11 protein-coding genes are annotated in these 12,804 nt (G+C 63.6%); 4 read left to right on the forward strand and 7 right to left on the reverse strand.

Features of this window, described 5'->3' with window-relative positions; genetic code table 11:
• Positions 1–34: 34 nt before the first annotated feature.
• Both RX331_RS20230 and RX331_RS20235 read left to right on the forward strand, forming a co-directional pair.
• Positions 35–1,840 (forward strand): class I poly(R)-hydroxyalkanoic acid synthase, encoded by a 1,806-nt coding sequence (locus RX331_RS20230; RefSeq protein ID WP_317251677.1) that lies wholly within the window; start codon positions 35–37, stop codon positions 1,838–1,840.
• Positions 1,841–1,910: 70 nt separating this feature from the next.
• Positions 1,911–2,309 (forward strand): MAPEG family protein, encoded by a 399-nt coding sequence (locus RX331_RS20235; RefSeq protein WP_317251678.1) that lies wholly within the window; start codon positions 1,911–1,913, stop codon positions 2,307–2,309.
• Between the two features lie 82 nt (positions 2,310–2,391).
• On the opposite strand, the gene RX331_RS20240 is transcribed toward RX331_RS20235, so the two are convergent.
• Positions 2,392–3,798: an outer membrane protein gene (locus RX331_RS20240; RefSeq protein WP_317258192.1), complete on the reverse strand. Its 1,407-nt coding sequence runs from the start codon at positions 3,796–3,798 to the stop codon at positions 2,392–2,394.
• 575 nt (positions 3,799–4,373) lie between these two features.
• Between RX331_RS20240 and RX331_RS20245 the strand changes: the two genes are divergently transcribed.
• Entirely contained in the window at positions 4,374–4,919 is a 546-nt protein-coding gene (locus RX331_RS20245) for a hypothetical protein (protein WP_317251679.1), read from the forward strand.
• A 38-nt stretch (positions 4,920–4,957) separates the two neighbouring features.
• On the opposite strand, the gene RX331_RS20250 is transcribed toward RX331_RS20245, so the two are convergent.
• From RX331_RS20250 to RX331_RS20275, 6 genes are all read right to left on the reverse strand, one after another.
• Positions 4,958–5,551, reverse strand: a complete 594-nt coding sequence (locus RX331_RS20250) for a class I SAM-dependent methyltransferase (RefSeq protein WP_317251680.1) — start codon at positions 5,549–5,551, stop codon at positions 4,958–4,960.
• A 14-nt stretch (positions 5,552–5,565) separates the two neighbouring features.
• Positions 5,566–6,615 (reverse strand): N-acetyl-gamma-glutamyl-phosphate reductase, encoded by a 1,050-nt coding sequence (gene argC / locus RX331_RS20255; protein WP_317251681.1) that lies wholly within the window; start codon positions 6,613–6,615, stop codon positions 5,566–5,568.
• A 12-nt stretch (positions 6,616–6,627) separates the two neighbouring features.
• Positions 6,628–7,608 carry an N-acetyl-gamma-glutamyl-phosphate reductase gene (gene argC / locus RX331_RS20260; protein ID WP_317251683.1) on the reverse strand — a complete coding sequence of 327 codons (981 nt, stop codon included), beginning with the start codon at positions 7,606–7,608 and terminating at the stop codon, positions 6,628–6,630.
• Positions 7,605–8,291 carry an FMN-binding negative transcriptional regulator gene (locus RX331_RS20265; protein ID WP_317251684.1) on the reverse strand — a complete coding sequence of 229 codons (687 nt, stop codon included), beginning with the start codon at positions 8,289–8,291 and terminating at the stop codon, positions 7,605–7,607. Before RX331_RS20265 ends, argC (RX331_RS20260) begins: the two co-directional genes overlap by 4 nt.
• Before the next feature lie 343 nt (positions 8,292–8,634).
• The gene (locus tag RX331_RS20270; RefSeq protein ID WP_317251685.1) at positions 8,635–9,624 is read right to left on the reverse strand and encodes an MBL fold metallo-hydrolase; all 990 of its coding nucleotides are present in this window, start codon (positions 9,622–9,624) and stop codon (positions 8,635–8,637) included.
• A 188-nt stretch (positions 9,625–9,812) separates the two neighbouring features.
• Positions 9,813–10,343, reverse strand: coding sequence for a DedA family protein (locus tag RX331_RS20275; protein WP_317251686.1), 531 nt, complete (start codon positions 10,341–10,343; stop codon positions 9,813–9,815).
• Between the two features lie 363 nt (positions 10,344–10,706).
• Here RX331_RS20275 and parE point away from each other — a divergent pair, with 363 nt between their 5' ends.
• On the forward strand, positions 10,707–12,755 hold the full coding sequence (gene parE, locus RX331_RS20280; protein ID WP_317251687.1) for a DNA topoisomerase IV subunit B: 2,049 nt from the start codon (positions 10,707–10,709) through the stop codon (positions 12,753–12,755).
• Positions 12,756–12,804 lie beyond the last annotated feature (49 nt).

Below are 12,804 nucleotides of genomic sequence, written 5' to 3' on the forward strand. Positions count from 1 at the left end.
GACGAACGCGAAATGAAGCTATAGTGTCCCTGTCATGAGTGACGTCAACACCGAAACCCAAGCGCCGAAGACTTTCAACGCCGAAGCCTTCGCCATGAACATCGCGAAAGCGATGGAGTCGAGCGGGCAAGCGCTCGCGGCCTATCTCAAGCCGCGCGAGGACGGGGAACCAAAGGACAAGCCGCCCAGCGAAATCGGTGAAGTCGTGAAGACATTCTCCGCGGTCGCCGAATACTGGTTCTCCGACAAAGAGCGCGCCGCGGAGTTGCAGACCAAGTTGGGCAAAGCCTATCTCGATCTCTGGGGATCGGCGGCGCGCCGGATGGCCGGCGAAGCGGCCAAGCCCGCGATCGAGCCGTCGCCGCGCGACAAGCGCTTCAAGGATCCGGAGTGGAAATCGAATCAGTTTTTCGATTTCATTCTTCAGCTCTATCTACTGACCACTCAGTGGGCGAATGAGCTGGTCAAGAATGCCGAAGGCATCGATCCGCACACGCGCAAGAAGGCCGAGTTCTACGTGCAGCAGATCACCAACGCGATCGCGCCGTCGAATTTCGTGCTCACCAACCCGGAAGTGCTGCGCGAGACGCTGGCCTCCAACGGAAGCAACCTGGTTCGCGGCATGAAGATGCTGGCCGAGGATATCGAGGCCGGCCGCGGCACGCTGCGTATCCGCCAGTCCGACCCGTCCAACCTCGTCGTCGGCGTCAACATGGCGACGACACCGGGCAAGGTGATCTTCCAGAATGATTTGATGCAGCTCATCCAGTACACGCCGACCACGGAGACGGTGCTGCGCACGCCGCTCCTGATCGTGCCACCCTGGATCAACAAGTTCTACATTCTCGATCTCAAGCCCGAAAAATCCTACATCAAATGGTGCGTCGACCAGGGCATCACGGTGTTCGTGATCTCCTGGGTCAACCCCGACAAGGAACTCGGCAAGAAGACCTTCGACGACTACATGAAGGAAGGCCCGCTCACCGCGATGGACATCATCGAAAAGGTGACGGGCGAGATGAAGGTCCATACCGCCGGCTATTGCGTCGGCGGCACCCTGCTCGCCTCGACGCTGGCCTGGCTCGCCGAGAAGCGGCGCCAGCGCGTGACGTCAGCAACATTCTTTGCGGCACAGGTCGACTTCACCCATGCCGGCGATCTCTTGGTGTTCGTCGACGAGGACCAGATCTCGACGCTGGAGCGCGAGATGGAGGCGCGGGGGGTGCTCGAAGGCAGCAAGATGGCGATGGCTTTCAACATGCTGCGTTCCAACGATCTGATCTGGTCGTATGTGGTCAGCAACTATCTCAAGGGCCAGCCGCCCTCCGCTTTCGACCTCCTGCACTGGAATTCCGACGCGACGCGGATGCCGGCGGCCAACCATTCCTACTACCTGCGCAACTGCTATCTGGAGAACCGCCTCACCTCCGGCAGCATGGTGCTCGACAACACGCTGCTCGACCTCTCGAAGGTCAAGGTCCCCGTCTACAATCTGGCGACCAAGGAAGATCACATCGCGCCGGCGGATTCGGTGCTCTACGGTTCGCAGTTCTTCGGCGGCCCGGTCAAATATGTGCTGTCCGGATCCGGCCATATCGCGGGCGTGGTGAACCCGCCGGCGGCCGGCAAGTACCAGTACTGGACCAACGACAAGATCAAGGACGTCTCGCTCGCCGACTGGATGAAGAACGCCACCGAGCACAAGGGCTCGTGGTGGCCCGACTGGCTGCAATGGCTGGAGAGCCTCGATGCCGAGCGGGTGCCCGCGCGCGCCGTCGGCTCCGAGGAACTTCCGCCCATCGAGGATGCCCCCGGCAGCTACGTCAAGGTCCGCGCATAGCGCCGCCGCGCGCTCTTCGCTATAACCCGATATCCCGCGCCGGGATTTGAAATCAGTTGAGGGGGAGACAATGACGCGTGAATTGTTCTGGCTGACGCTGACCGTGATTTTGACCGGGCTGATGTGGGTCCCTTACATCATCAACCGCTGCCAGGTGCGCGGCCTCTCCGGCGCCATGGCCAACCCCTCGCGCAACGACAAGCCGCATGCGGACTGGGCCAACCGCTTGATGTTCGCGCATGACAACGCGGTCGAGAACCTGATCATCTTCGCGCCGCTGGTCTTGATCCTCAACGCCATCGACTATTCCGACAAATGGACGGCGATGGCCTGCGCCGTGTATTTCTGGGCGCGCGTCGCCCACCTGATCGTCTACACGCTCGGCCTGCCAGTGTTCCGCACACTCGCCTTTACCGTCGGCTTCCTCGCCCAGGCCGTGCTGGCGCTGGCGATCTTCAGGGTGGTTTGAAAAGGCCCTTCATCAGCGAGACGAAAGCAAAAACCCCGGAGCTCGGCTCCGGGGTTTTTCATAGGCACCTCTGAAACGGCGCTCAGTACTTGGCAACGACCGGCGAGTTGAAGTGGTAGTTGATGCCGGTGCGGAAGATATGTTCGGTGACCGAGCGCGTCGACGTCGTCGGGACGGCGCCCAGAATGAAGCTGTCCGAGGTCGAGCCGAGATCGACGTAGAGATACTCCGTTTTGGTCGTCCAGTTCGGGCCGAGCAGGCCGAGCAGCGTGAACGGCGTCTCGATGCCCGCACCCGCGGTCCAGCCGGTCTTGGTATGCTCGAACGATTGCGTCACCGGACCGACGAAGGAGGTCGTGTTGATCTTGGTCTTGACGCTGCCGTAGGCGAGACCGCCGGTCGCATAGAACAGAGTCGAGCCGACCGTATAGCCGAGACGGCCGCGCACCGTGCCGAACCACGGCAGCGTGGCATCATAGGCCACCGTAAGCCCGGGCGTGCAGCCGAGGATGCAGGTCTTGTTATCCTGCTGCGTGCTGCCCTGGATATCGGCCTCGAGACCGAACACCCAGTTGGCCGCCTGCCAGTTGTAGCCGGCCTGGACACCGCCATTGATGCCGTCGGGCGCGAGGTTGAAGCTCGTGGCGATCGGCACCGCGGGAATGCTCAACGTGCTGCGGTCCCGCCCGGTGCCGGAGCCGAAATTGCCGCCGAGATAGAACCCGGCCCAGTTGGCCGCCGCGACCGGCGCGTAAGGCCTGCCGTTGATCCGGTAGTTCAGACCGACCCGGAAGATGTTCTCGCGAAGTTCGGTCTGGATCGGCGTGGTGGCGCCAAGCGTGGCAAGGTCGCTTCTGTTGCCGAGATTGAGGTAGAGATACTCGATCTTTCCGGTCCAGTTGCCGCCCAGCCCGGCTTCGACGCCGCTGCCGACCACCCAGCCACCGGCCGTGCGCTCGTTCGAGAACGTGTTGGTGAGGCCGCCGAACGACGCGGTCGCGTTGGTCTTGACGTTGGCGTAGGCGAAGCCGGCGGTCACGTAGCTCAGCACCGGACCATTCGCGATGCCGACGCGTCCGCGCGCCGTCCCGAACCAATCCAGCTTCTGGCTGTAGTTTCTGAGGACGCCGCCCTCGCCGAACGTCGTGCGATTATCGCCGAGGTCGGCAGCCTGAATATCGGCCTCGACACCGAACACGATCGGCCCGAACACCGAACCGGTCTGCCAGTTGTAACCGACCTGGCCGCCGCCAAAGCCGCCTTGCGGCGAGGCGTAGAAGGAATTGACCGATCCCACGCCGAGCCAATCGTGCTGGAAACGATCACGGCCAAGCCCGACGCCGGCGTTGACGCCGATGTAAAAGCCGGTCCAGTCGTAGACGGCGGCCAGTGCGGGGGCTTTGGTGTAAGGGCGGGCGGCGAGGTCTGCGGCGAGCGTCGGGGCGGAGCCCAGGCCAACGAGCGCGGCGGCCAGCAGAAACTTCTTCATTTTCATTAACGGCATTCCCAGTCCGGCATTTCAAACAACGTGCCGACACAGGTGCTGCCGGTACTTGGTCCGTGTTTCTACTGGATTCGCATGTGAATGCTGTAGCGCGTCGGCCACATCTTTGCGCAGATTCAATCGCCACGACAGGCGAGGTGATTTCCTAACAATACTATGACGTTGACCGCCAATCTTTAGCCCTTTTTCGACCACCGCGAACAGCGCAATGGACGGCTAACCTGGCGTCTCTTCGGCCATGCGCCGATCAACCAAAAACTGCCTCAGCATTGAGTGACGATCCACGCGACCAAGCCCGCTATCACCGCTAGAAGCAACGTGGCGTTGCGTACGCTGGGCAGCCTGTCTTTCATCTGATGCCAGTTCGTCCTCGTGTCGCTTGCGCAAGGCTCGGGAGGCGGCCAGGAGCGCCTCTAAAGAAAACGGGAAAACTTGGCAATCGTTCCTGCATCGGCATCGGCATCGATAGCTGGTGCCGCAAAAGTCTTGCTGCCTGTTCTGTTGTCGGGAACGCGGGCCCGGATTCGCGCGTTCGTTTCGGAATAATTTGGAGACGGGCAATGGCATCGAGCGCGCGCATTTTCTTCGCAGGGGTCGGCACGACCTTCTTCATTCTAGCGATTGGCTTCGGTGCCGGTCTCATGCTGGCAAAGACCGCCGTGGAACCCGCAGCGCCCAGTCGCTCCTTGGTCGACCGTTTGCCTCCTGCGCGAATCATTCTTCCGGCCTCCGCTGAAGCCGCGACGCCTTCTCAGCAGCCAGAAGACGCTCGCGCTGTGGCCGACCAAGGACGCGCGACACAACAACAGGTGCCGCATCAAGCCGTAGCTGCCTCCGAAGCGCCCGCCCCGACCGCGCCGGTCAAGGAAGCGCAGCGGGCTCCGGAAAAAGACAAGCAGGCAGGGCGGGCCGAGCGCCACAAAGCGGAAGCCGAGGAACGGACGCGCCGCCGGAAATACGCGGAACGCAAAGCGAGGCGCGAAGCCGCCCGACTCGCAGCACAGCAGCAGCAGGAGCAGCAACCATCCCGGCAGCAGCCAGGGATCCTGGCGTTTGGCCGTGACGACGATCAATCTCGCGGCGCGGGCACCTTCTTTGGAAACTGATCGCTGTCAGCGGCGTGCTCTTCCCCGGAAGCCGATCGTCAGCCGGCTTTTCGAGCAACAACGAAGAGCATCGGCGCCATCTTGTCGTCGAATCCCCTCACCTCGCCGCGCTCCATCGCCAGCGAGTTCCAGTTTCCCGCCTCGGCGTAGGTCGCACGCAACCAGTCCTGCGAGGGATAGTTGTAGTAGCGATCGAGCGTGTCGCGTCCGGCCGTCTCGCCTTCCTTGTAGCTGGCATAGAACACGCCGCCCGGCTTCAACGCGCGCCGGATCAGCGACAGAACGGAGGCAAGCTGGTCGCGCGGAACATGCAGCAGGCAGGCGTTGGCCCAGACCCCCTCATAGGCCCCGACCTCATCGAGTTCGTGGAACAATAGCGTCTCGACCGGGCGACCGAGATGCTTGGCGGCCACCGCGGCCATTTCCGGCGATCCGTCCGTCGGGCGGACGTTGAAGCCCCGCGCCAGCATTTCCGCGGTGTCGCCGCCTGCGCCGCACCCGAGTTCGAGGATGGCGGCGCCCGGCGGCAGCAGCGCCAGAAACGCCATCAGCCGCGCCTGGCGCGAGGTGAATGTGCGCTTGGCATAGGCTTCGGCATTGGTCTGGTAGAATTGCAGCGTCGCTTGGTCCACCGCAGCACCTCACATCACGGGAACAGCGCGATCTGCTCCAGCCCCGCCGTCTCGGGCAGGCCGAACATCAGGTTCATGTTCTGGATCGCCTGTCCGGCCGAGCCCTTTACCAGATTGTCGAGCGTGGAAATCACGATCGCCCGGTTCTTGATGCGGTCGGCGATGACGCCGATCTGGACATAGTTCGAGCCGCGCACGTTCTGCGTCTGCGGCAGCACGCCCTTCCTGGCGACATGCACGAACGGCTCGTTAGCGTAGGCCCTCTCCAGCGCACCCCGCAGATCATCCGGCGTCGCGCCGCCGGCGAGCTTTACGTAGGACGTGCACAGCTCGCCGCGCGCCATCGGGATCAGATGCGGCGTGAAGTTCACCGTCACTGCCGTCCCGGCCGCGACGCCGATCTCCTGCTCGATCTCGGGCGCGTGCCGGTGGGTGCCGACCGAATAGGGTGACAGCCCCTCGCCCGCCTCGCCGAACAGCGTGTTCTGCTTCAGCCCGCGGCCGGCGCCGGTGACGCCCGACTTGGCGTCGATGACGATATCGTCGATGTCGATCAGTTTTGCTCTCGCCAGCGGCACCAGCGCGAGCAGCACCGCCGTCGGATAGCAGCCGGGACAGGCGACCAGCCGCGCCGATGTGATCTTATCCCGGTAGAATTCGGTCAGGCCGTAGACCGCCTCGGCCTGCAGTTCGAGCGCCCGGTGCTCATGGCCGTACCATTGCGCATAGGTGTCCTTGTCGCGCAGCCGGAAATCGGCGGACATGTCGAGGACCTTGATCTTGGGGTTGGCCCTGAGGACGGCGGCGATGATTTCCTGTGTGGTGCCGTGCGGCAGCCCGCAGAACACCGCATCGAGGCTGGTCCAATCGACCTTTTCCCATTCCACAAGCTCTGGCAGATCGAGCATGAAGAAATGCGGAAACACATCGCGCATGGCCTTGCCGGCATGGCTGTTGGCGGTGAGCGCCGTGATCTCGGCATTCGGATGCCGTGCCAAGAGGCGCACCGCGTCGGCTCCGGTGTAGCCAGACGCGCCGAGAATGCCGATCTTCTTCGAGCTCATTGCGCGTTCCTACTATTTATCGGCCAGGCCCAGCATCAGCCGCATGTTCTGTACCGCCGCGCCGGACGCGCCCTTGCCGAGATTGTCGAGCCGCGCAATCAGCACGGCTTGCCGATGCTTGTCGCTGGCAAAGACATAAAGCTCGAGCTTGTTGGTTTCGTTCAGCGCTTCCGGCTCCAGCCGCCCACTCTTGGTCGCCGCATTCTCCAGCGGCATGACCGAGACGTAGGTGCTCCCGGCATAGCGCTTTGCCAGCGCGGCGTGCAGATCGGCGCCGCCAGGCTTGCCCGTCAGCGTGTCCAGATGCAGCGGCACCGAGACCAGCATGCCCTGCCGATAATTGCCGACCGACGGCACGAAGATCGGCCGCCGCGTCAGCTTCGAATAAAGCTGCGTCTCCGGTAGATGCTTGTGCTCGAAGCCGAGGCCATAGAGCTCGAACGACGGCGCGCTGCCGTCCTCGTAACTGGCTATCATCGACTTGCCGCCGCCCGAATAGCCGCTCACCGCATTGATGGTGACGGGATAGTCCGCAGGCAGCAGGCCGGCATCGACCAGCGGCCGCAGCAGCGCAATGCCTCCGGTCGGATAGCAGCCGGGATTGGAGACTTTTCGCGCCGCCCGGATCTTGTCGACCTGGTCAGGCGCGAGTTCGGGAAACCCGTAGGTCCAGTCAGGTGCAACGCGGAACGCCGTCGAGGCGTCGAGCACCTTAGGCGCCGAGGCGCCCATGCTGTCGATCAGGGCGACCGTCTCTTTCGCCGCATCGTCAGGCAAGCAGAGGATGACGAGATCGACCTCCTCCATCAGCGCCCGCTTGGCGCCGGCATCCTTGCGCTTGTCCTCCGCAATGCTCTTCACGACGACGTCGTTCTGCTGCCGCAGGCGTTCGGCAATGCCGAGGCCCGTCGTTCCGGACGCGCCGTCAACGAACACGGCGGGCTTGGTCGCGACGCCGGCGGTCTTGTGCTCGCGGCTATCGGTGAGGGTCATGGGACGGTCCTTTCGATCTGGTTCGTTTCGCCGGCAAAGGCCGCTTGGTCTGCAAATACGTTGGGCCGCGCCTCTCGCATCAAATGCGCAATCTGCCGTGCGCCGGCATCGGCCTGCGCAGCAAGCGCGCCGGCAACCGCTGCATAGTCGGTTTCGGATTTGTGCTGGTTCAGCTTGAAGCTGCCCTCCACCTCTTCAACCGTCATCTCGAGGCCCACAATCGCTTTCTTCATCGCCTCCAGCCGCCCGGCCGTCATTTTTGATGACAGCCAGGGCTTCTTCGGCAACAGCCGCGCCTCGAACTTGGCGCTCAGCGCCTCGATCTGCGCGGCGAGTTCGTCGTCCGACATCGCCCGCACCGGCCCGGTCAGATGCACCGACTGATAGAGCCAGGTCGGCACCTGGTCCGGCGAGACGTACCAGTCCGGCGATACATAGGCGTCCGAGCCGGTAACGGCCAGCATCCAGGAGGTCGTTCCGTTCGCAAGCTTTACCAGCGGATTGTGACGGGCGACGTGAAACGCCGCGCGCGGCGTGCCGTCATTGGCCGATGTCAGGTAAAATGGCAGCGGCGAGGCGACCGGCTTGTCGCCGTCCCACGCGCAGGCCAGCCCAAAGCCGCGCGCTTCCGCGAACGCGAGGCTCGCGGCGCGGTCGGACTTGAACGGTGGAGGCGTATACATCTCAAACTCCTGCTTGACGTAGGAGCCGCCAGTTCAGACCGCGTTTTCTGGAAGAGGAAGAAGCCGCGGGACCGGATCCGGCGGCAGGGGCGATGATCTTAAACGCAGACAACCGCCCGAACCGCGATGATGCGGCGGCGGCGAGCGGCGAACATGGTCGAAGCGTTGATCATGGGCGCGGCTATAAGGCCGCGCCCGCCTGGCGTCAAGAGATGCACCGTCATTCCGGGGATGCGGCGCATCGAACCCTGGCGCGCAATCGCGCACCTGAGAATCTCGAGCTACAACCTCTGGATTCCGGGTTCGCTCGCTTTGCGGGCGCCCCGGAATGACGCCTATGGGGTCAGATCACCGGATTCCACGGCGCGGGGATCAGCCGGTAACCATTGCCATCCTTCTCGACGAAGCCGTTGGCCGGGAACGGATAGTGGAAGCCCTGGACCCGCATCTTGTCGGCCACCAGCATGTCGTAGACCCGCCGCCGGGTCTTTTCCGCCAGTGCCGGATCCTGGTCGAACATCAGGTGCCAGCCCGGATGGGTGACGAACAGCGCCGGCAGGTTGGTGACGTCGGACTGGATGAACACCTTGTCGGAGCCTGACGCCAGAACGTAGGAGGTGTGGCCCGGCGTATGGCCGATGGTTTCCATCGCCGTCAGCCCGGGCGCGACTTCTTTGCCCCACTCATAGGGCGTGACCTTCTTGTTCAAGCCCGCCTCGAGCACGCGGCGGGCGTTCTTGAACACGGTCTGCATCCGCCCTTCCGGCGCACGGCTCATCTCGCCGTCGTCCATGAAGTATTTCCACTCCGCCGCCGGCACCAGCACCTCGGCATTGGGGAATGACGGCTTGTTGTCGGCGGTCAGCAGGCCGTTGATGTGATCGCCGTGGAAGTGCGAGATCACAACCATGTCGACCGCATTGGGATCGAAGCCTGCGGCGACCATGTTGGCGCCGAACTGCCCAACATTGCCCTTGCTCGACGCAAACGCGGCGGCGCCGTTGCCGGTGTCGACGACCACGAGCTTTCCGCCCGTGTTGATGACGAGCGGCGCGAACTGGATCGACATCTTGTCTTTCGGCATGAACGCCTTTTCCAGCGCCGCGTTGACCTCGTCCTTCTTCGCGTTGAGCACGAAGGTGTCGGGCAGCGCGAAATTGTTGACGCCGTCGGAGATCGCCGTCACCTGGGCATCGCCGACCTTGTAGCGATAGAAGCTCGGCGCCTGCTTGTCCGCGACCGGCGCGGCGGCCTTGGCCGGCGCATGCGGCAACAGCGGCGTAGCGGCGAGTGCCGCGCCCCCGGCGAGTGCGTGACGACGTGTCAATTCCATGGTGATGTCCTCCCAGTTGAGACGATGGATACGGTTCTGCGGGATGTCCTGTTGCTTGCCGCCGATTCGGTTGTTGCCGCACCTATCAGCGATTCGGCGATCGCGCGAAGTCGGCCAAGCGTCGGGACCGCAAAGATGGCAGTATCCTGAGCGCTAACACCCTGACCGTCGGCTTATTCCAGCCTGCGCTACACCACCCGCCACACCCATTCGGCGAGCTTGCCCATGACGTCGCCGACCAAGAGCAGCGCCGCCGACCAGATCAGCGCCGAAACGAAGTTGGCGATCTGGAAGGGCCAGTAGGACATCTCGAAGATGCCGGCGGCGAGCGGCACCGAGGCGCGCAGCGGCCCGAAGAAGCGGCCGATGAAGATCGAAGGCACGCCCCACTTTTTCACGAAGGCTTCGCCGCGCGGCAGGATCTCGGGATAGCGCGACAGCGGCCACATCTCGGCGACGCGCTCCTTGTAGCGGTAGCCGAACCAGTACGAGACCCAGTCGCCGAGCGCCGCGCCGATGCCGCCGGCGAGCCACACCGGCCAGAAGCTGATGCCGCTGACGCCGATCAGCGCGCCGATCGCGACCAGCGCCCCCCAGGCCGGCACCAGCAGCGAGATGAAGGCCAGCGACTCGCCGAATGCCAGGACCAGGACGATCGGAGCGGCCCAGGCCTGATTGTCGCGCACGAAATCAGCCAGAGCGCGCGCAAAGTCTTGCATGTCCGAAGTGCCTTCCCGCCTCGTTCGCGCTGATGAATTTCAGCTGGTTCAAGGTCGCGACAGCTAAGCCAGCCAGTTGCGTGACATCAAGTCACAAAGGTTGCAGCACCGGGATAGCCGTCATCCCGGTACCAGCGCCAACGATTAATGCCCAGCAAAAAACCGTGATCAATCCGGATCATAGCTGGGGTGCCTCTGTCATCTGTTCAACGCCGCTGCGGGCTGGTACAGCGCTGCAACCAGGCACGATAGGGCGGAGAAGGCGCCTGGCGTCTTGCCCATCGTCACCTTTTAAGCCCATCCGTGGCATAGTCAGAGCGACCGATTCGCTCGCGCGACCTCGCGCGCAACATCTAAAGAGCCATGTCCAAACCATTGAAATCAGCAGCAAAATCCAAGCCAGATCTGTTCGGCGCGGAACCGAAGGGCCGGGTCGCGCCCAAGGCAGCCTCACGGGCGAGTAGCGCCGAGGCCGGCTACACCGCGGCCGACATCGAGGTGCTGGAGGGGTTGGAGCCGGTACGGCGCCGTCCGGGCATGTATATCGGCGGAACCGATGAGAAGGCGCTGCATCATCTGTTCGCCGAGGTCATCGACAATGCGATGGACGAGGCGCTGGCCGGGCATGCCTCCTTCATCGAGGTCGAACTGACCGCCGACGGCTTTTTGACCGTGACCGATAACGGCCGCGGCATCCCGGTCGATCCGCATCCGAAATTTCCGAAGAAGTCCGCGCTCGAAGTCATCATGTGCACGCTGCATTCCGGCGGCAAGTTCGACTCCAAAGTCTATGAGACCTCAGGCGGCCTGCACGGCGTCGGCGTCTCCGTCGTGAACGCCCTCTCCTCGCGGCTCGAGGTCGAAGTCGCGCGCAGCCAAAAGCTCTACCGGATGAGCTTTGAGCGCGGCCATCCCAAGGGCAAGCTGGAAGACCTCGGCAAGATCAACAACCGCCGCGGCACCCGCATCCGCTTCAAGCCGGATACCGACATCTTCGGCGCCAAGGCGGCCTTCAAGCCGCAGCGCCTGTTCAAGATGACCCGCTCGAAAGCCTATTTGTTCGGCGGCGTCGAGATCCGCTGGCGCTGCGATCCCGCGTTGCTGAAAGGCATCGAGGACGTGCCCGCCGAGGACAGCTTCCACTTCCCGGGCGGCCTGAAGGACTATCTCGGCGCCGCCATTCATGCCGACACGCTGGTGCACCCGGACATCTTCTCCGGCAAGTCCGGCCGCAACGGGGCGCATGGCGCCTGCGAATGGGCGGTCGCGTGGACGGCGGATGCCGACGGATTCCTCTCCTCCTACTGCAACACGGTGCCGACCCCCGACGGCGGCACGCACGAATCCGGCCTGCGCAGCGCGATGCTGCGCGGCCTGAAGGATCACGCCGAACGTATCGGCCAGGGCAAGCGCGCCGCGCCCGTGACGTCGGAAGACGTGATGGTGGGCGCCGCCGTAATGCTCTCAGTGTTCGTGCGCGAGCCGGAATTCCAGGGCCAGACCAAGGATCGTCTGGCGACCGCTGAGGCGCAGAAGATCGTCGAGCAAGCGATCAAGGACCCGTTCGATCACTGGCTGTCGGGCAATCCGCTGCAGGCCAACAAGCTCCTGGATTTCGTCATCGAGCGCGCCGACGAGCGGCTGCGCCGCCGCGCCGAGAAGGAGACCTCGCGCAAGACCGCGGTGAAGAAGCTGCGCCTGCCCGGCAAGCTCGCCGACTGCACGAACACCGCGACCGAAGGCTCCGAGCTCTTCATCGTCGAAGGCGACTCGGCCGGCGGCAGCGCCAAGCAGGCGCGCGACCGCAAGACCCAGGCGGTGCTGCCGCTGCGCGGAAAAATCCTCAACGTCGCCTCCGCCGGCAAGGACAAGCTGATGCAGAATGCGCAGCTCGCCGACCTGATGCAGGCGATCGGCTGCGGCACCGGCGCGCATTATCGCGAAGAGGATCTGCGCTACTCGCGCATCATCATCATGACCGACGCCGACGTCGACGGCGCCCACATCGCATCGCTGCTGATCACGTTCTTCTATCGCCAGACGCCGCGGCTGATCGACGAAGGGCATCTCTACCTGGCGGTGCCGCCGCTCTACAAGCTGACGCACGGCAGCAAGTCGGTCTATGCCCGCAACGATGCACACAAGGACGCGCTACTCAAAAGCGAGTTCAACGCCAACGCCAAGGTCGAGGTCAACCGCTTCAAGGGCCTCGGCGAGATGATGCCGGCGCAGCTCAAGGAAACCACCATGGATCCGGCCAAGCGAACCTTGCTGAAGGTGGTACTGCTGGCCGATGACCGCGAAGGTACGGCCGATTCTGTCGAGCGGCTGATGGGAACCAAGGCTGAGGCCAGATTCGCCTTCATCTCCGACAAGGCGGAATTCGCCAGCGACGAGCTGCTGGACGTTTGATTTTACCGGTACAGGCATTTTTCGGGCAATTTCGGGGATTTCAGGCCTG

This window comes from Bradyrhizobium sp. BWA-3-5, from assembly GCF_032917985.1.
Taxonomy (GTDB): domain Bacteria; phylum Pseudomonadota; class Alphaproteobacteria; order Rhizobiales; family Xanthobacteraceae; genus Bradyrhizobium.